This is a genomic window from Arsenophonus endosymbiont of Crataerina pallida (assembly GCF_964020125.1).
In the GTDB taxonomy this organism is placed as follows: Bacteria; Pseudomonadota; Gammaproteobacteria; order Enterobacterales; family Enterobacteriaceae; genus Arsenophonus; species Arsenophonus nilaparvatae.
Window position 1 is genome coordinate 3,445,629 of sequence record NZ_OZ026540.1, and the last position, 18,655, is coordinate 3,464,283.

Consider the following 18,655-nt stretch of genomic DNA (forward strand, 5'->3'; position numbering starts at 1 on the left):
TGATTATGCGAGCTGAATGTATTCAGGCCGTGCAAAATGCTGCTAAACGTCCATTGAGCACCGCTGAAATTAATAATATTGAGCAGCGGATTATTAAAAGTATGCGCAATCTGGCCAGAAATGATCCAGCTTCCTGGCGGCTGTTAAGTGAACCCGAACGATTGCAACGTGCAGGGCAATTGGCGGCGGAAGAGTTGCAATATGAGGCTAAGCTTAAAAAAAGACGCGTGGCCTTAACGATTCTAGCCAGACAGCGATTGGATAGCCATATCAATAGCTTTGCTGGCAGCAAACTTGAAGCATTAAATCGAACAATCGCTTTTAGTGCCGATCGAAAAAGCAATTTTATGTCGGTGGAAACCAGAGCCAAAGCAACCTTTAATTATGCTCTAAGTCAATTGCAAGAAGCCTTTGAAGCCGTTGATGGTCGGTTTTTTAATTTGTTTGAAAATGAGCAAGCGGTTAAAGATCTTGTCTACGAAATTATGGGCCAGGAGACAAAAAACGTTAAAGCCAAAAAGGGCGCTAAAGCCTGGCAGCAGGTTACTACACTACTGCGAAATCACTTTAATGATGCGGGTGGCAATATTGGTTATCTGGAAGGATGGGGCCTACCACAGGGGCATGCTAGGGATCGGGTAGCAAAAGTGACAGTAGAAAAATGGACGTCGGATATTATCGGTAAATTAGATCGCAATAAATACGTTAAGGAAAACGGCGAACTGATAAACGATATTGAATTAACCGAATTTCTTCATCATGCTTATGAAACAATTGCGACGGGTGGATTAAACAAAATTGGTGATCAGCCAATAGTCGGTAAAGGAATGCGAGCCAATAGGGGCAATGCCTCTCGCCAGATCCATTTTAAAAATGCAGAAGCTTATTTAGACTATCAAAAACTTTATGGTGAAAAAGCGCTGTGGGATATTATGGTTGGTCATCTAAATGGGATTAGTAAAGATATCGCTTTAGTAGAAACTTATGGCCCCAATCCAGATCATGTCTTTAAAAGTTTATTGAATGAACTGTCGAGTAATGAAGCGAAACAAAACCCTACTAACGCCAGAAAAACAGATAGGCTAATGCGCAATACGGAAAATTTATATAACTTTGTGGCTGGCAAAACATTACCGGTTGCCAATGTTAAGATCGCTAAATTTTCGCAAGATTTACGTAATATTCTGGTTGCTAGCCGGTTAGGCTCTGCTTTTCTGACTTCTTTTACCGACGTTGGCACCATGTACCTAACGGCTAAGGTTAATCATCTGCCGGCAGCTCAATTATTAAAAAATCAATTAGCAGCTTTTAATCCGGCTAATAAAGAAGAATTACGCTTAGCGCGTCGGGCGGGCTTAGCGATGGAAACCTTGTTGGGCAGCATGAATCGCTGGGCAACTGATAACATGGGGCCGTCATTTTCCCGTTGGTCAGCTAATGCGGTTATGCGAGCTAGTGGCTTAAGTGCCTGGACAGATGCTAATAAACGCGCTTACGGTGTCACCATGATGGGCAGTATTGGGAGTTTGGTAAAAAAACATCCCCATATAGCCAAGGTTAGCCGTGATGATTTTGCTATTTTGACAAACAAAGGGATCACTGAGCGTGACTGGTCAATATGGAAAGTAGCCGAACAGGAAGATTGGGGCAATGGTAATAATACGATGTTAACTCCCGAGAGTGTCATGTATATCCAGAATGAAAAATTAACCTCTTTTGGCAATCCAGCACGGGTTAAGTTTGAAGCGGCCAGAAAATTGTTAGGTATAGTGACCGAAGAAGTAGATATGGCGGCCGTCACCCCTGGTGCAAGAGATAGTATGATAACCGGTGCCCCGTTGCAAAGAGGCTCTGTGCTGGGTGAATTAACCCGCAGTCTATTTTTATTTAAATCTTTCCCGATTGCGATGGTGGCGCGTCATTGGTCTAGAGCAATGAGTCTACCTTCTGCTGGTGGCAGAGCGGCTTATTTAGCCGCTTTCTTAGCCAGTACAACATTTTTAGGCGCTTTATCAATGCAAATTAATGATGTCGCCTCCGGCAAAAAGCCAAGAGATATGGATGGTAAGGACTGGTATAAGTACTGGTTACAAGCGGCCTTAAAGGGCGGTGGACTAGGGTTATACGGTGACTTTTTATTTGATGATCATACCTCATATGGCCAAGGGCCAATAGCTTCGATGTTAGGCCCAGTGGCAGGCATGGTTGAGGATATGGTTAAACTTGCACAGGGAGTACCTGTCAATGCTGTTGAAGGCAAGCCAGCACAAACCGGTAGTGATACCATAAAGATGGTTAAAGGGTTAATGCCATTTGCTAATTTATGGTATACAAAAGCAGTTACCGATCACCTGATCTTCAATCAACTTCAGGAATACTTTTCACCTGGTTATTTGCGCAGAATGGAAAAAAGAGCTAAAAAGGAGTTTAATCAAACTTATTGGTGGAGGCCGCAGGATGTGACGCCTAATTTTTGATAGCATTATCTCCACTGTGATACTCTTCATATCGATTAGAAAAGTCTATTGGATAAAATGTGTTGGTTTCTCTGTCATATAGAATATTTTTAAAATTTAAATCATCATGCATTATGCCTTTATCACCTAAATCGCAGATCATATGCTGAAAGCGTTCTTGCGCATTTGGTGGAAATATGTTGTCATTAATGCTGCTGAGTGATACTCCTGGTACTTTATACATCCTAATATAAAATGTATCCTTACTTTCTATTAACGCTGCAGATCCTTCTCCATAATATTTATTAAAACAGTTCACTTCTTCTCTAAAGCAGGATTCTATATAATGTCTATCATTAGTATGTAATTTTTTTAATATAAAATTTTTATTATTAGCGTCTATATATATTTTCCCCTCTATTCCCTCTCCAATTAGCTTTCCAAGTTTAATATTTTTATTTTCTATATCGTTTTTTTCTGACAATGCAGCAGATACACTGAACTTATTATGATGAAAAATACTTGATATTCTATTAAACACATATTCACCAGTGATGTAGTTATCGATACTATAATGGAAACTAATCATAACAAATGTTTTTTATGAAATAAATTTGTTTAGTTTGTTAATTATTGTTATTGAAATTAATTTATCTTAATGATTTTTATTATATTTTTTGTTTTATGGTTTTTATAATTCGTAATTAGATTTTATTAGTAGCGATTAATAGTAGGATGTGATGTCTAATTTTGGGGAGGGTACTATGTATTCGATAGAGTTTATTATTAATTGGATTAAATCAATGTCTAAATTTAGAGTATTTTTATTAGTTTTAAACTTTGCTGTTATATTTTTTAGTGCGGCCATTATGTTTAAATCAGGTTTTTTTACGAGTAAATACTACAATGATGAAAAATTTGTAACCGGAATTTTTTTATTTATAGTCTCTTTTTTAAATGCATTTTTCATCATAAAAACTCATGATAAACCTAAAACCAAAGATAATAAGTCATTAATTGGACTATGGTTAAAAAGAAAACGATTAGAGAATGAAGCCAAGATAAAAGAGTTAGAGAAATAATTAGAATAAGGTAGTTTTTACTTGTATTGATGATTGCATGAGTAAAAAGCTACCATGGTTGTATTTTGAATAAACGTCCGTCTTGATTTTCATCATGTAGTAGGAGAACGATCTCATCGTTATCAAATATTGGTGGATCGTTTTTAGTTCTATTAGGGAGATCTGAATCAATAAGCGTTATGATGGATTGGATACCTAACGCAACGTAGTCGTGTAATATAGCCAATAAATTTTCTTTTTTCCTATTATCTAAAGATTCAAAAATACCATCATGAAAAGCGAAATGCGGGAATTTATCCTTTATATAAGCTCTTGTTACCGCTAAATCAAAGGCGACGCATAGTAGCTTTCTATATGTATGCCCTAAACCGGCACTTGTACCATTTCCTGATTCATCAAGAATTTCTGCCTTAAACTCGATATGTCCTTTACTATTTGAAGATACGTTTAGTAGCGCTTTCCTATTAATTACAGACTCAATTATTTCACTAAAATACAAACGGATTTGAGAGAAGATGCTATTTTGATCGGAGTTCTGTAATTCAACGTTATCTTCTATTTTTGACTGTAAATTATTACATTCTTCTGATAAAGCTCTGATTTTAGCTCTAAGTTCTTGCAATTTTTGTAAATGAGATTTTTGTCTCTCAAGGTATTCTATATCAGCATGTAGCGAAATAAGTTCTTTTGATATAGTTTTATATTTAGTAAAAACATTTATATCTTTAAGAAATGATAAAGCGTCTGAACGACGTTTACCTAGTTCATTCAAATTAGTATTTATCTCTTTCACTTTTGTATCTATTTCTAATTTTTCTTCAGTTAAATACAAAAATCGTTCTTCTGTTATTGCTTGGTTGAATTGTATAAGTTGTTCAAAATCTTTTTTAATTTGACCTGAAAATAGTATTCCTGCCTCATCGAACAGTTTTTTTGCTTCATTAGGATTAAACAAAATTTTATCTTCTTCCAACGATTTTAGAATTTTTTTTCTATTCTGAATTAATGAATATCGCTCTTGATTAAGTTTGGCAATTTCTTCATCTATTTCATCAACTAGTAGTTTAGTTTTCTCTTTATCTTGTTTTCGAAAGTCAAACATATCAATAAGTTCTTGTTTTTTTTCTGCTTCTTTTTTCTTTAATAGTAACATGCCCTCAATCTTACTTATGTCCTCAATTGAACCACCCAGATCAGCCTTTACTGTTTTTTCAGTGGTACGTACTTCTGCTAGCTCTGCTTCTTTTTCATAATGTTTTTTTATAAGCTCAGAATCAAATCCTAATATGTGAGCAAGATATGGTTTCCATGAGGCATCTTTAGAACGGAATTTTCTTAATTGAAATATATCAATATAGTCATCTTGAGAACGAATTAGGTAACTAATGCAATTACGATAATTCCATGGTTTTATAACACGAAAGCCAAGTAAACTATCTAATAGTTCCTTAGCTCTATCCAAGGGAACGTTTGAATGATCCCATAGTTCAGGAACTAAAAGTGAATAGTCTTGGTGTTTTTCTTTGTGTTTCTTGAACGATATTTTTGATGGATTATTTACATCTCTTCTAATTGTCAAGTAACTTGAATCTTTAAGCTTGATTTCAAGGAAAAAAATAAATTGGCTGAAAACATCAAAATGTTTAAATAAAAAAAACTTTTTATCTCTTCTTGATAATAGCGTAAAGTCTATCACTCTTCCCAAAGTGCTTTTGCCTAAATTATGAGTATCTTTTTCTCTATTCTCGGGGAGTCTAATTTCACCATAAACAATATTGAACCCATCATTAAAAGTGGTTTGTTTAAAAAGATCCGGCTTGTTTGAGTAAATTTTAGACAATTTCATGGTTGTTAGCTATGTATTCAACAGAGTCAGTTTTAGGACGATATTCAATGACTCCCACAATAAACAAAAAATTTAGTGCGGGAAGAAATAAAATATTACCACCTGAGATTTTTCGTTTTACATGTTTCAGTAAGTTACTATAACTTTCAATTCTTTGTTCTTTTAATCGACAAAGGATAATCAAAGCTACATTGATAACTGTTTTATCTGGATGAGAGTGTTTAGTTGGCCGAAGCATAATTTTCACTTCCGATATCACAATTCCAATACATATAAAAAAGCATAAGTCTAGTTAATTTCTTATTTTTTCTTAGAACGTGATCTCTAGAAATAAGAAGATCAAAAAGGTGATTCATTATATCATCGAAAGAGTGAAACTCTTTCTTTTTTGCAATTACTTTAAGTTGACATTCATCTACTACATTTTCATATAGGTTTTGGATTTCAAGGTTTTCAGGAGCAGCTAGGAAATCTCGGATTTGGGCTGTCTCTTTCAAATATTTTTTTCTCATAGCTTCAGCATATTCATTGCTCATGTTGTTGATAAGATTTTTATCTTTATATGGTATCCTAGGCGTTGGTGGATCTGATTTTGTTGATAACCCGTTTGTCAATTGTTTAGCTAAGGAATATATAATGTCAGATAAATCGTTTGGACTTACTATCAATGGTGATTCTATTGGGTCAATGTTTGCGTTTTTTGCGGCATTAGGATAACGTTTCAGCCATATTTCTAATTACTCAATACCACAAAGACATATTGATGATTCTGGGATATTACATTCAGTTGATAAGTATTGTTTTATGTTTGCATCAGCATTGGCAGGAAGTCTTCTATTAGAAAAAAGCATGTAGTGATCTAATTGGTTCTTATTTTTTAATTGTTTGATTTTTATTATTTCTTTACTAAGAATACTTGACTTGCTACTAGGACTGTAAAAATCAGGTTCAGAAAAATGCTTATTGTAACCATTTGTATGTTTCGCTTGTATGATGACTATACCATTCCAAGGAGAAGTTGTACTAGGGTAATATTGGCAGGTACCCTCAAATTTTGCGTCTCTACCTCCATCAGGGCCTTTAGTAAAAGTTTGAACACCAATACCTAATATTTCTTGGCATAAGTATACAATAAGGTTTTCGAACTGATCACAACTTAAATCTTCATAAGCATATTTGGAATTTCGCATTTATTTTATTATTACCCATAATGTTAACTTATTGTTGATCTTTTTATTGGTTGATAATCATAAAATTAATATAGATGATGTTAATGAAAAAAGCACCGGTCTGTATAGGTATTTTGTCACATTAATAGCTTATTTATGGCAAATTCATTATATCGATAATGGATTATAATGTTATCCAATGTACCTAACATATATTTTGTATAGATATGATTTAATATTAATCAGATTTTTCAATGAAATTAAAATATTAGTGTGATTAAAAAGCACCACTTGGGTGCTTTAACCCATAATGGATTATTTGTTTAACTCTTTAATGATGTATTCAAAATGCGTCCTGATTTTGGCATCAGTTTTTAGTTTCTGACGGATATAATTTTTCATCGCAATAAGTTCAATCAAAGCAGCGCTGACATCATAGCCGTTACTATCTAAGGTTATCAGTAGGTTCTCAATATTGGATTTTATCGCCAACTTTGCCACTTCACTTTCCGTGTTTAGCTTTGCTGCATAGTTTTCAGGCGCTGGATAATTAATTTTCCTATACATTTTAACCCCTGTCTTTTTCACGAAATTTAATGAGAAATCTCCATATATAATATGCTGATTCTCATATTTTATTTATCTTTCCGTCTATTTTGATAAACATAATTCCTTAAAGGATTTATTAAGGCTATCATGTTTATTAGTTAGATGGAGGATAGCAATAATGACTGTAGTAACTGAGGTGAGCTCGAATGAATATATCGGAAACGGGGTTACAACTGAGTTTGATTATAAATTTAGAGTGTTTAGTGATGAGCACTTGGTTGTCACCGTTACTGATAGCAACGGTGATAATGAAAGAAAACTGACATTAAATAGCGATTATACGGTAACAGGTGTTAATAGTGATAAAGGCGGTAAAATTATCTTAACGTCACCGTTAGTAAACGGCAATAAGCTATTAATAGCCAGAGATTTACCAGCAAAGCAAGAAGTGTCATTTCGCAATCAAGGGCGGTTTTATGCTGAAACCCATGAAAATGCGTTTGATTATCTTACTATGTTGATTCAACGGGTATTAGGTAATTTATCACTGTTTTTAAAACGACCAAGCATATTATCAAACTATTTTGATGCTAAAAATTATCGGGTTTCAAACATCAGCCAACCTAAAAGTGATAACGATGCGGTTAACTTTGGGTTAATGAAATCAGCTATAAAAGATAAGGATGTTCGATCTTTACGGGTTAATGATATTGATATCCCCGCGCTACCGGATATCGCAACCCGCAAAAATAAGCAAATTGGGTTTGATGCCAATGGCAATCCGACTTTGCTCGATCCAAGTGAAACAGGCGCATTGGGTTATGTATTAGTCGATTCATTTGAAAAAGGATTTGAGATAACCGCTCGTTATCAGGCATTACATTATGAAAAAGAGGGCGGTTATTATCGCTGGGATGGACAACTACCAAAATTAGTAGCTAAAAATTCAACACCTGAATCGACAGGGGGTATTAAAGTTGGTGCTTGGATGCGGATTGTTCTTGATTCGTATACTAAAGCAGAAACAGATGATAAATTTGTTAAGTTGGTAGATGCTCGCGGTGTAACTGTTGGAGGGTTAAAAATTGAATATGGAAACCCTATACTTACTTTAAAAACAACTGCTCAAGATTATCAAATAGATTTTGAGTTAGATCCTAGTAGTACAATTTTAAATATTAATGGTATAAAAACTGGAGTAGGTTTGGAATACAGAGTACAAGTTCCTAGAACTAGTGGTACTTTAGCTTTGACTAATAATCCATCAGCTATAACCGCTTATGGATTTTACGCTACCCATCCTACTGGTGACTCTGTTATATGGTTAGGAGATCCTAAAGAGGGTTATGATTTAGTATATGCACGTTCATCTAAACGTGGATTTATACGTAACAATAGACTTGGCGCAGCAATGTTTTTTCCCGATAAAAGTGGAACATTTGCTATTCAAGAAGATAACTATACAAAAAAAGATATTGATTCTAAGATTAATGCTGTTAAATGGACTGCCAGCAAATCTACCAATGGATGGATGAAAGATCCAAGTACTGGCATCATTATTCAATGGGGAAATATACCTAAAGGTGTATATAGTACTACCTTTCCAATTAGATTCCCCAGTACAGTGTTTTCTGCTGTTAGTCAATGTGTAAATAGTAATACAACAATATCTCCACAAGCATCGGCTATATATGATTTATCTATTACTGGCTTTAATCTTAGATGGGGTACATTAGGTGGTAATGCATATGCAGGTGCATATACTCGGTGGTTCGCAATAGGATATTAATTAGAGATACAATTATGAACTCCAATGAAAAATATTATTTTAGTTGTAAAGATCAATTATGTTGGCTAGTTGGATCATTAAAAGAGAGATATATATCAGCTGGTACTTGGGATAACACAGCTAAAAAAGTGCCTTTTAACGTCTATCAAGAGTATGCACTTTGTACACCACCAACGGGGAAGATGATAGGCGCTAATGAAAATGGGGATCCGGTTTGGCTTGATATTCCCCCTAAAACAAAAAGTGAATTAGTTGCAGAGGCTGAGAATAAAAGAATTGAATTAATGCAAAATGCATCTGAAATTATTGCGCCGTTACAAGATGCGATTGATTTACAGATAGCAACCGAGGAAGAAGAGCAGCGACTAGTTGCCTGGAAAACTTATCGTATATTATTAAATCGGGTCGATATCTCAGCAGCGCCAGAGATCGATTGGCCAGAAGTACCAAGATAATAAAATAGGTTATTTTGATCATAAAAATAACTCTTATAAGGTTTATTGTTTATCTTTTTGTTGTATCATGATGATTATTTGTCAACATGGTACTACACATGCAGGAAGATGCTGTTATAAAAACATCATTAAGTGTTGCTGCATTCGCAAGTTATTTTTCTGGTCTTCCTGCTGAAGTTGTAATGGGCTCAATACTTGGGTCGATCTATTTTACTACTGCAGCCACTGAATTCACTATCTTACGCCGTTCTATTTTAGCCTTAGCCAGCTTTGTTGCTGGCTTAGTTCTTTTTAGTCCATTCGCGACAATGTTCATTTCTATAACCGCGCTAATTGGTGTCAAAGCGGAATATTACAACCTTGATAGTGTTAATACCATGGGAGCGTTTGCGGCTTCTTTATTGTCGGTAAAACTGAGTATCAAAGCCTATGACAGAGTAGATCTTCCTCGGGGTAGTAGCGATGACATTCGATAAAGTGTTAGTGCTTATTAATGTAATTATTTGCAGCATAATGTTTATCCGCCTTTTCACCTTCCGTCGTAATGGTAAAAATTATTGTAAGACGGGTGGCCGATTTGCTTGGCTGATGATGTTTTATGCTTCCAGTATACCCGTCTTGGCTTATTTCGATTCTTCCTATCAAACTGATTTACAAAATATTTTTGCTAATTCAATTATTTGTATTGCTCTATTGAAATATCGTGGCAACGTCACGCGGTTATTTAAGTGAGGTCGCTTTAAATGTCTTTGGTTGATAAACAAAATCAATTTACCGGAATGGTCGCTAAATTAATTCAATTTGCACAAAGCCAGGGTTACAAATTGACGTTTGGTGAAGCTTACAGAACGCCCGCTCAGGCAAATATTAATGCTAAAAATAGTACTGGAATTTTAAATAGCTTGCATACACAACGTTTAGCAGTTGATTTAAATCTGTTTGATAAAAATAACAACTATCTGACTGATAGCAATGATTACCAGTTATTGGGTGAATATTGGGAGTCCATTGGTGGAAGTTGGGGAGGGCGGTTTAAAACACGTCCAGATGGTAACCATTTCAGTCTTGAACATAACGGGATCCGTTAATGGCAAGATTCGTCATTATAATCAGTGTGTTGATTGTATCTTTTATTTCCGGTTGGTATTTAAGCGGTGTTTATTTTGCTAATAAACAGATGACAAAAGCAATAAAACAATATCAGCAAAATGAAAAAGATATAACAACAAATATTGCACTGCGTAAGCGGGCAGATAGTGAACAACAAAAGCGACTAGGAGATTATTATCATGCTAAAGAGGATGATGCCAAGCGTACGGAGAATTTGCTTAACCGCGTGCTTGATCACTTTGACAGCTTGCAGCAGCAAATCAATACCAAAAAAACAGAAACCACAGATACCTTTACCGCCAATTCCTGCCGAATTGAAAGAAACCAAATCAGTCAATTTTCTCAACAACTACGAAGCATACTTAAACAGTATGGGAATGAAGCTAAGCGCGCAGATGAAAACACAAGATTACTCAATTTGTGTATTATAGAATTAGGCGCTAAAGAACAATTATTTAGTAGGTATAAATAAAAAAACCAGCCTAAAATGGCTGGTTTGGGTTTCCCTGGTGTACATAATTATTATGTTGTTACTGAGATAATTATTTCGCATCAACTTAACGTTGCCTATTATCTAAAATTGATAATTGCGGATTAATAAAATTCGTGATAAGAAACGATAAATAATCAACTATTATACTAATTGGCATGATCCGCATAATTAATTGAATTATCTATATTTCTATACCAATGCATCGTGCCAAAATGGAATATTCTGGCCTGAAAAATTGAACGTAAATGGCTTATAGAATCAACTTCATATTTCTGTTTTATTCTTTCAATTGTTTTCCTAACTGTGACATAGGTAACAGATCGAAGAAAAGCTATGTTCTTCTCGGATATCCCCATCGCGAAGAACACAGCGGTTTCCAGTTGATCATGCGCCAGCTCGGGGAAAATATCTTTGTAGGCTTTAAGTTGTTCTTCAGTGATGGGGCTCATGCTATTACCCCCGTTAATACTTTACATACAGATATAACGGTAATAGACTTTTTCATAGCCTTACTCCTATTATCGGATAGGTTTAGGGTTAGCTGACTGTTCGGGCTGCAACCCGTTCAGTTAGCGACTACTTCTTTCTAGAAAGAGATAATGTTTGGTAATTTTCTACTTTGAGAACATAGAAAATATTTGTGACATATTTGTGCCACACGAAGTGGCATTCAAATGACATTGATTGCAATAATCTGCATTGATAATCTGTTTGTGAGTGATAAATATCAATTAAATCAATTTGTTATCTTTTAACTTACTGACTTGTAAGCCGTAGGTCACTTAGTCCGACCCCGGTAGCCGGCCCCAATTAAGTCAAAAGCTACTCAGTTTATCCCACAGTGCCTTTTAGGTAAGTGGGATATTTCTGGGGTGCTTCTATAGCATAAGTTCCTATTTATTGCCGCTGTTCTATTGAGTAAACAGACATACCTGTGAAACATTTGGTTTGATTTCAATTTAATCCACATTAGTAAAAATAGTATTTGCTGTCTAAAATAGCTGCTCAATCTCTTAAAATCATGTAAATGAAATTTTTTAATATTTTAATTTGATTTTAGGAAGCATATTAAACAATTCTTATTTTTAACCTTGTCACAATAGCGGTATGTTCAAAAGTAATATTGTTATGATTAATTGTGGTTATTTCACGGTTTGTTTTAGTGCGTAGCTTTGATATTTATATCCCCATAATCGACAATACCATTTTCATCAAAGCATAATTTTTCTTCAATTTTGTCATCATAATGACATACCGTAACCAGGCCATTTTGGTTATATATATATTCATCCGCGACTTTATCGTTAGTGCTCCCATTAGCAAAAGAATATGATTGAATAAGAGAGAGATAAATAATGGATAAAATCTTCACGCGATTTTTCATTTTTTTTCCTTTTGTTTTAACCTAACAATAAACAAAATATCTCTATCAACAATAAATTATGCATACCGATTAATTTTAAATTATTTTATTGCTCTTATCTATAAGATAGTTTGCGTTGATTATTTGCTTGTAATTTAAATATGTTACAGAGTGAGATTAATCAAGTTTTATATTTAATGTAGTTGATATTGTCAGCATAAATATTATTAAATAAATTCATGGTAATATCCAGTATAGTATTAGAAGCGGTAGCTTAATTTAGAAATTGAATGTGGATTTTTATCGATAAAGGCAAAAGATTAATATAATTAAACAATTGTATATTTCTAATTTGGTTGGTTTAAATTATATTAAAAATAAAATTAAAAAAATTCTTATGTTTGTTAATGTCAAAATAGATGTAAAATATATTTTAGGTTATTTAAATTAATTTTTTTAAAAAACTTTTAAAAAATAATTTATTTTTTTAATTCTGATGGTTTATAGTATTTCCTATGTTAATTTTTTATAATATTACAACCTATGATACTGATTTTTACTCTTAAGGTAAGCTATTCATACGATTTTTTATATTTTTGCTACTCATTTTATAATTAATTTAATAGTCTGCTTACCCGACAAAATAGATACCATCAAGCCTAATATTTTTAATTAGTTTTGCTGTTTCTTTTTTGTTCTTTTGCTGCTGAATTATTGACACTATTATAGAGTTTAAAATCAAACCAAGAGATATGAGATATTTCGTCAGTAGAAACAACAATATTTAAATCTTTTATCTTGCTAGGATATACATTTGTAAATTCTAATAACATCGTATCCGCTGATAATGCCAATATAAACCTTTTTTGAAGAGAGGTTTATTAATACTGGACGCTTAGGTGTTGACTCAAGGGCATCAAGTAACATGCAGTCAATAGTACCATTCGATAATGTTTTTCTCAGTACTCGCGCATTTTTAGCTTGGCATATATTATTGTAAGTCGCTAAATGTTTTTTACTGTAAAAATAGCCAAGTATATAGTTTTTTACCCAAACAAAAAAAACGTATATCCATGAAAATAAAATTGATGTGACTGATAATAATGTTAACAATGCATAGATATGATCATTTTTTTTATCACCAGTAAGGGTAAAATTTTTTGCAATCAAATCTATCAGATGAAAGTTTGGCAACAAGAATTTGATTAATACGCCAATTATCGTAGTGCAAAAAAGCAAAAAGTACCATAAGTAGCTACTTTTAAGTATAAAAGCTGTCCATCGTGCCTATGTAATCTAAAGTAGTGGTAGGGATTTAGGACTATCATAATATAGCCGCTAACTAAAATGGGAATAAGTAGTAATGCTAACAAGCTATTTCCTTGTACTGGTTTTTTTCTGTTTTACAATCAAGCTAGCCATCTTTTGCATTTCTTTTACTTCGGGTAATGCGGCAATTTCATTAGAGGGGATATAAGCGGCACCGCTTTTGTCAACACGTACAAATGCGGAAATTTTATCATTTTGTCTTTTGCTCATTTTTTGATGATCACTCGGAAAGTATCTGGCAATCCAATTCTGTAATGTTGACATAATAACCACCTATGAACACAGACTGTTTATCAGTTAATTGATTACTTGTTTGATGGTTTAAGCATCAAACAGTATTATATACTTTTTGCCGTTAATTTGTATACCGGCCAGTCATGACGGTTAAATTTATAGCAACTTATTAACTTCTGCCGTATTAATAATGATTTGGTGTATTAAATAAAATACTGCAAACAACATATATAATTTTATTGCTGATTGCATAGTAGGATACAGCTAGCAGCAATTGAGTAAAATACGTTGGATTGTTTTGCTTATTAAAATAGGTTGTTAAAACTATCAGATTTGGCAGGGCGTTATTATAAAGCTTTTTCAGTCATAATTTTTCATTTAGCTATTAGTAGGGTGATGATGTTTTTAGTAGCTAATTTATTGCGTTAGCGTTGTTTAATCATGAAATGAGGGTTTGGTTGGCTAAATGGTTAAATGAATAATTTGCTTATGTCGATTAGGTAAGTGGTCTGGTCCAGCAAGTTACTGAAAAGGGCAGAAAATTATTTTCCATATCCATTTTTCATTTGTTATTTATTGTTTGTCATTAGATCAGATCAATTACATTTTTGTAATTTAGAGTATTAAGCTGTGATGGATATCATACTAATTAGTTTTCAGATCAATATTTAAGCAAATTTGTGTTATGTTTCGTTTCTCGCAGCAATTGACTGACGTTATATTTTAGATATTTGTCTTACATCATTATTTTTTCCTGTGTGTTTTGGCCAGCTTAGCTGGCTTTTTTTTCTTTCTGTCTTGCAATGGTGGTAATTCATTTATGGCAATCAAATAAAATAGACCATAAATTAAAACGACTAATCAGCTGGTTATTAACGACTCAGCAGGATTGTCTGAATCAAAATTATTGGTCATTCACTAGAAAGTGAATTTTTTGTCAATTTTATCCTAATTTTACCCCACGTAAATTTCAGGCACAAAAAACCAATCATAACTAATTGGTTTTATTAGTAAAACTTGGTCGGCATGAGAGGATTTCAACCTCCGAATAAATCCTCCGCATAGGTTATATACCATGCTTGTTTAAAATTATTTTTATTAAAATAAAAAGAAATTAAGGTCTGCTAGCGTTTATTATACATTCAGTAAGTTTTTGAGGATTACTGAATAATACTTCATGGCTTCCTGGTAATTCAGTAAAACGGTAAATATTCAGACGATTGCTAAATTTAGGGTGCCAGCCATATTCACCAACAGGAAGAGCATTATCTGTTGACGCATATATTATGCTACGAGGAATTGATAGTGATTCAAATGTTTTTAGCGGTACTTTATCGTAATGACTTGCAGCACAACATGGGGACCAAAAATTATCATAAACTTCCTTTGCTTTTTCTAATTCAACATCACCAATAAATAACTCTCTAAAAATCTCAAAAGGGAGTATTATTTTATTATCAATGGTTCTTTTTTCCATATTTCGTGAAAAATAGGTGGGTACATATCATAAAGTGATTCTCCATCACGTAAAACAAATGCATTATGAAAGATCAAACGCTTTATACGAGATGATTCTATTTCTGCTAGCCGTTGTACAATAGTTCCACCAAAACTGTGTCCTAAGACAACTAGATTTTTTAAATTGTGCTGTCTTACATATTCAACGACAGAATCGACACAATCAGCGTGGCTTGCTCTATAATCAGCGTGTGGTCCATGTCCTGCTATGGTTGGGGTATGAACATCTAAACCTTGATTACGTAATATTTTTGCAACATCATTCCATGCACGCCCATCATGCCAAGAACCGTGTATTAAAAGATAAGTATATTGCATAATTTATTACTCCTACGGCTTAAAGTCGAATGTGATTAATAATTTTAAATTCAAAAATTCTTTATGTGGATGTAGCAAATATTTCTATTATGCTAAAAAAATTTTGTTGGCGAAGATACTTTATTTAATTATTTTTTATAGATAAAAAAGGGGTTAACTAACAGCATTATCATCACGCCCTTGGCAAGTGTGACAATAGATAACCGCTGGGTGCTACGGCATAGAAAATTAACTAACAAACAGCATTTTTATTTTTGTGAGATGACTCCACTCGGTTATTAGTGCCTGCTTTTAACCACATCAGGTGAAGTGGTTCTTTAGTTACCACCGCCAAATGAAAAGGATTTATTAATGACTGATAAAAGAGTTGTGACAGAAAGTGTTTCAGAGCAAAAGTATATGCCTGCAAAGGTTGCTAGGCCAACAGAACAAAATGAATTATCCACATCAAAAAACTCACAGAGTGATAATAAAAGTAAGGATTAATAGCGATGAAGCGAGAAGAAGTTACAGACAGATTTCTTTATAGTAATTTTCGGTTCAGCCATTGTGATAGCATGTAATCTTTTCTTCTTCGCTGTATTGATAGCTATTCTTTCCGCTATTCAGGTTCAGTGTCTAAATTGCTTTTCCATAAATGAAAGCCAGATACTACTAATGAACAACAGGGACTAACAATTTAATTGAACACTGAAGAAAAATAGGTAACGTGGACATAACAAGTGGTCACGTCAGCTTTGGTAATTTCCCTTATATCAGTTTTTGATTAGCTGAATAAGAAAACAAAGAAGCCCCCACAAGGAAAAATGTTATCTTTTTCATTTTATTCTCAAATTAAGCGGTATTAATTTAAAGGCTATTTTATTTAATTATAAATTTTGAAAATTGATTTATATGAAGTCTTTGATGCGATAGACCAATGAAAGAACAGAAAACCACCAATAATTATCGATCATCTTACTCCAATTTTACCATCGGTGAATTTCAGGCACAAAAAAACCAATCATAACTGATTGGTTTTCTTAGTAAATCTTGGTCGGCATGAGAGGATTTGAACCTCCGACCCCCGACACCCCATGACGGTGCGCTACCAGGCTGCGCTACATGCCGATATAGGCTCGCTATACTACCGTTTTTTTGGTTAAAATCAATAGCAAGTACTACGACCGCTTGATTTTTAAGCATTAATTAGTATTAAAACGGGTAAATTCGGCAAAAGCTCTTAGCAGTTGAGTTAAATCAGGTTTTTCATCTGTTATTTTATTGCCTTTATCATCAAAGATATAAACCTCTCCATTTTGATTAAGGTAAAGCGTTTTATTAGTAAAGTTAATAATTAGTACTTGTTCATCACCTGATAAAACCCAGGGTTGGTTACGTTTAGGGGTAAAAAGATCTTCGCCTTGAGAATAGTCTTCTGGTGAATTATCAACATAAAGTAAACGCTGCATTAAGGTGGTCATAATATCTTGATGACTGGTTAGCTTATTAATTTGCTGTGGCGGGGTATTAGGCCAATATACCCATAAAGGCACCTTCATTTGTTTAAGATTAAATTTACCGTTAGTGAGCCATTTTGTTGTTTCATGAGTTTCTGGATTGCTACTATGGTTTGCCGTAATGACGACAACGGTATTGTTTAACATATTTTTTTGTTTTAGCGCATCAATTATGCGTTTAATCTCATGATCTAATTGTAACTTATTGTCACTTTGCGATTTATGATTATCAAAACCATTAAGATTAAGAAAAGAAAACCACCGAGTCTGGTTTTCTATGCTATCTAACCATTTTACCCATTCATTGGTAGTTTGATAATCATTACCGGCAGTATTTTCGGGTAACGAATAATCTGCCAGAATTGCATGACGGAATAATGGTGAGCTAAAACCATTCGATGAAAACAGTCCAAATTGATAGTTTTGATATTTTAATGCTTCAATTAGGGCGGAAGGTTTTCTGCTATTAAGTATACTATCTAAATAACTAGGCGATAAACCGTAGAATAGGCTAAATAGCGCCCGTTGGTTTTGGATACCTGTACTGAGATGTTGATTAAATTGCGTACTGATTGATTTAACAGTATTCAATGCTGGCATACCTTCAGTGGTATCTTGATAGTTAAGATTATTAACGACCAGTAGTAATAAATTATACTTTAGTGCTTGTTTTTGATAGCTAAGTGGTTTGAGTGGATATTCAATAGACAGTGCTGAAGGGTTGCCTTCTTGTTGTATCTTGCGTTGATATTCTACTTGATCGAGATAACCATAGCGTTCAAGAAATTTTCTCGCTGTCATTGGGTGAGATAGGGGATAGTTAGCTCGTTGCATAGTTATTGGGCGATAAAAATTTGCATCAGCCCAAATATACATTAAATGGGAAGCAACAAATGCTGTGATGAAGATACCTGCCAAGGGTTTAGTGAATCGTTGACGGTTTAGGCTGCGTAATTTTTGCCAACTCCAGGTAGCAAATAACATCTCAATTAAAAAAATGATAGGCACACAAATAAACATCAACTGCCATTCTCTCGCCATTTTGCCGTTTTTAGGATTTATTAATAACTCCCATAGTAGTGGTGTTAAATGGAGGTTATAGCGCGAAAAAAACGCAATATCAAAAATGAGAAAAGTCAGTATGGTGGTGGTAAGGATGGTGTATAGAAATCTTAGCAGTCGCTGTGAACCAATAATGAAAGTAATAGGAAAGATAATTAAAAGATAACAGGCAAAAATAACAAAGCTAAAATGCCCAAGCCAGCTAACAATAGCATAAATACGGCCGAATAACGTACCCGGCCAATCAAAAACAAACAGATATCTGCTACTTAATACTAAACTGAGTACTATATTGAATAACGTAAACCAGTGTCCCCAGCTTATCATTTGGGAGACTTTTTCACGATAGTTTCGAGAGTTGGTCACCATGTAATATTTTATCT

The 18,655-nt window shown here is 33.9% G+C and carries 22 protein-coding genes and 1 tRNA gene; 9 read left to right on the forward strand and 14 right to left on the reverse strand.

All coding sequences use genetic code 11. From position 1 onward, the window contains the following. Window positions 1-5: 5 nt before the first annotated feature. Window positions 6-2,477: a hypothetical protein gene (locus tag AACL31_RS18390; RefSeq protein WP_310512516.1), complete on the forward strand. Its 2,472-nt coding sequence runs from the start codon at window positions 6-8 to the stop codon at window positions 2,475-2,477. Here the strand turns inward: AACL31_RS18390 and AACL31_RS18395 are convergent. Further along, entirely contained in the window at window positions 2,467-2,997 is a 531-nt protein-coding gene (locus AACL31_RS18395; protein ID WP_310512495.1) for a hypothetical protein, read from the reverse strand. The genes AACL31_RS18390 and AACL31_RS18395 overlap by 11 nt on opposite strands. Before the next feature lie 223 nt (window positions 2,998-3,220). Between AACL31_RS18395 and AACL31_RS18400 the strand changes: the two genes are divergently transcribed. Continuing rightward, window positions 3,221-3,538, forward strand: a complete 318-nt coding sequence (locus AACL31_RS18400) for a hypothetical protein (protein ID WP_310512496.1) — start codon at window positions 3,221-3,223, stop codon at window positions 3,536-3,538. A gap of 49 nt (window positions 3,539-3,587) precedes the next feature. Here the strand turns inward: AACL31_RS18400 and AACL31_RS18405 are convergent, their stop codons facing one another. The 5 genes from AACL31_RS18405 to AACL31_RS18425 all read right to left on the reverse strand — a co-directional run bounded on the left by AACL31_RS18405 (window position 3,588) and on the right by AACL31_RS18425 (window position 7,120). After that, on the reverse strand, window positions 3,588-5,384 hold the full coding sequence (locus AACL31_RS18405; RefSeq protein WP_310512497.1) for a DUF2326 domain-containing protein: 1,797 nt from the start codon (window positions 5,382-5,384) through the stop codon (window positions 3,588-3,590). Further along, window positions 5,371-5,622, reverse strand: coding sequence for an ABC-three component system middle component 8 (locus AACL31_RS18410; protein WP_310512498.1), 252 nt, complete (start codon window positions 5,620-5,622; stop codon window positions 5,371-5,373). Before AACL31_RS18410 ends, AACL31_RS18405 begins: the two co-directional genes overlap by 14 nt. Further along, window positions 5,606-6,052 carry an ABC-three component system protein gene (locus AACL31_RS18415; protein ID WP_310512499.1) on the reverse strand — a complete coding sequence of 149 codons (447 nt, stop codon included), beginning with the start codon at window positions 6,050-6,052 and terminating at the stop codon, window positions 5,606-5,608. The genes AACL31_RS18410 and AACL31_RS18415 overlap by 17 nt, the downstream gene beginning before the upstream one ends. A gap of 69 nt (window positions 6,053-6,121) precedes the next feature. Further along, window positions 6,122-6,574: a hypothetical protein gene (locus AACL31_RS18420; RefSeq protein WP_310512500.1), complete on the reverse strand. Its 453-nt coding sequence runs from the start codon at window positions 6,572-6,574 to the stop codon at window positions 6,122-6,124. Between the two features lie 294 nt (window positions 6,575-6,868). Beyond that, window positions 6,869-7,120, reverse strand: coding sequence for a hypothetical protein (locus tag AACL31_RS18425; RefSeq protein WP_280548879.1), 252 nt, complete (start codon window positions 7,118-7,120; stop codon window positions 6,869-6,871). A 160-nt stretch (window positions 7,121-7,280) separates the two neighbouring features. Between AACL31_RS18425 and AACL31_RS18430 the strand changes: the two genes are divergently transcribed. The 6 genes from AACL31_RS18430 (at window position 7,281) to AACL31_RS18455 (ending at window position 10,928) form a co-directional block, all read left to right on the forward strand. Beyond that, on the forward strand, window positions 7,281-8,891 hold the full coding sequence (locus AACL31_RS18430) for a gp53-like domain-containing protein (RefSeq protein WP_339053502.1): 1,611 nt from the start codon (window positions 7,281-7,283) through the stop codon (window positions 8,889-8,891). Window positions 8,892-8,905: 14 nt separating this feature from the next. Further along, window positions 8,906-9,346, forward strand: a complete 441-nt coding sequence (locus tag AACL31_RS18435) for a tail fiber assembly protein (RefSeq protein WP_310512503.1) — start codon at window positions 8,906-8,908, stop codon at window positions 9,344-9,346. 86 nt (window positions 9,347-9,432) lie between these two features. Beyond that, window positions 9,433-9,822, forward strand: coding sequence for a putative holin (locus AACL31_RS18440; RefSeq protein ID WP_310513377.1), 390 nt, complete (start codon window positions 9,433-9,435; stop codon window positions 9,820-9,822). Then, a complete protein-coding gene (locus AACL31_RS18445) occupies window positions 9,809-10,078 on the forward strand; it encodes a phage holin family protein (protein WP_310512505.1) in 270 nt (89 codons plus the stop codon). Before AACL31_RS18440 ends, AACL31_RS18445 begins: the two co-directional genes overlap by 14 nt. 11 nt (window positions 10,079-10,089) lie before the next feature. Then, on the forward strand, window positions 10,090-10,434 hold the full coding sequence (locus tag AACL31_RS18450; protein ID WP_310512506.1) for a M15 family metallopeptidase: 345 nt from the start codon (window positions 10,090-10,092) through the stop codon (window positions 10,432-10,434). Then, on the forward strand, window positions 10,434-10,928 hold the full coding sequence (locus AACL31_RS18455) for a hypothetical protein (RefSeq protein WP_310512507.1): 495 nt from the start codon (window positions 10,434-10,436) through the stop codon (window positions 10,926-10,928). Before AACL31_RS18450 ends, AACL31_RS18455 begins: the two co-directional genes overlap by 1 nt. A gap of 167 nt (window positions 10,929-11,095) precedes the next feature. On the opposite strand, the gene AACL31_RS18460 is transcribed toward AACL31_RS18455, so the two are convergent. The 6 genes from AACL31_RS18460 to AACL31_RS18485 form a co-directional block, all read right to left on the reverse strand. Next, complete coding sequence (locus tag AACL31_RS18460) at window positions 11,096-11,398, reverse strand: transcriptional regulator (RefSeq protein WP_310512508.1); 303 nt, start codon at window positions 11,396-11,398, stop codon at window positions 11,096-11,098. Window positions 11,399-12,108: 710 nt separating this feature from the next. Further along, window positions 12,109-12,333 carry a hypothetical protein gene (locus AACL31_RS18465; protein WP_310512509.1) on the reverse strand — a complete coding sequence of 75 codons (225 nt, stop codon included), beginning with the start codon at window positions 12,331-12,333 and terminating at the stop codon, window positions 12,109-12,111. A gap of 647 nt (window positions 12,334-12,980) precedes the next feature. Then, window positions 12,981-13,166, reverse strand: a complete 186-nt coding sequence (locus AACL31_RS18470; RefSeq protein WP_310512510.1) for a hypothetical protein — start codon at window positions 13,164-13,166, stop codon at window positions 12,981-12,983. Window positions 13,167-13,686: 520 nt separating this feature from the next. After that, window positions 13,687-13,905, reverse strand: coding sequence for a hypothetical protein (locus tag AACL31_RS18475; RefSeq protein WP_310512511.1), 219 nt, complete (start codon window positions 13,903-13,905; stop codon window positions 13,687-13,689). A gap of 1,084 nt (window positions 13,906-14,989) precedes the next feature. Continuing rightward, window positions 14,990-15,352 carry a hypothetical protein gene (locus AACL31_RS18480; protein WP_339053503.1) on the reverse strand — a complete coding sequence of 121 codons (363 nt, stop codon included), beginning with the start codon at window positions 15,350-15,352 and terminating at the stop codon, window positions 14,990-14,992. Then, window positions 15,322-15,711 carry an alpha/beta fold hydrolase gene (locus AACL31_RS18485; protein ID WP_310512513.1) on the reverse strand — a complete coding sequence of 130 codons (390 nt, stop codon included), beginning with the start codon at window positions 15,709-15,711 and terminating at the stop codon, window positions 15,322-15,324. Before AACL31_RS18485 ends, AACL31_RS18480 begins: the two co-directional genes overlap by 31 nt. Window positions 15,712-16,062: 351 nt before the next feature. On the opposite strand from AACL31_RS18485, the gene AACL31_RS18490 reads away from it, so the two are divergent. Beyond that, window positions 16,063-16,197 carry a hypothetical protein gene (locus AACL31_RS18490; RefSeq protein ID WP_310512514.1) on the forward strand — a complete coding sequence of 45 codons (135 nt, stop codon included), beginning with the start codon at window positions 16,063-16,065 and terminating at the stop codon, window positions 16,195-16,197. A gap of 547 nt (window positions 16,198-16,744) precedes the next feature. Here the strand turns inward: AACL31_RS18490 and AACL31_RS18495 are convergent. Continuing rightward, a tRNA-Pro gene (locus AACL31_RS18495) sits at window positions 16,745-16,821 on the reverse strand. Window positions 16,822-16,895: 74 nt separating this feature from the next. Next, entirely contained in the window at window positions 16,896-18,641 is a 1,746-nt protein-coding gene (gene yejM, locus AACL31_RS18500; RefSeq protein WP_310512515.1) for an LPS biosynthesis-modulating metalloenzyme YejM, read from the reverse strand. Window positions 18,642-18,655 lie beyond the last annotated feature (14 nt).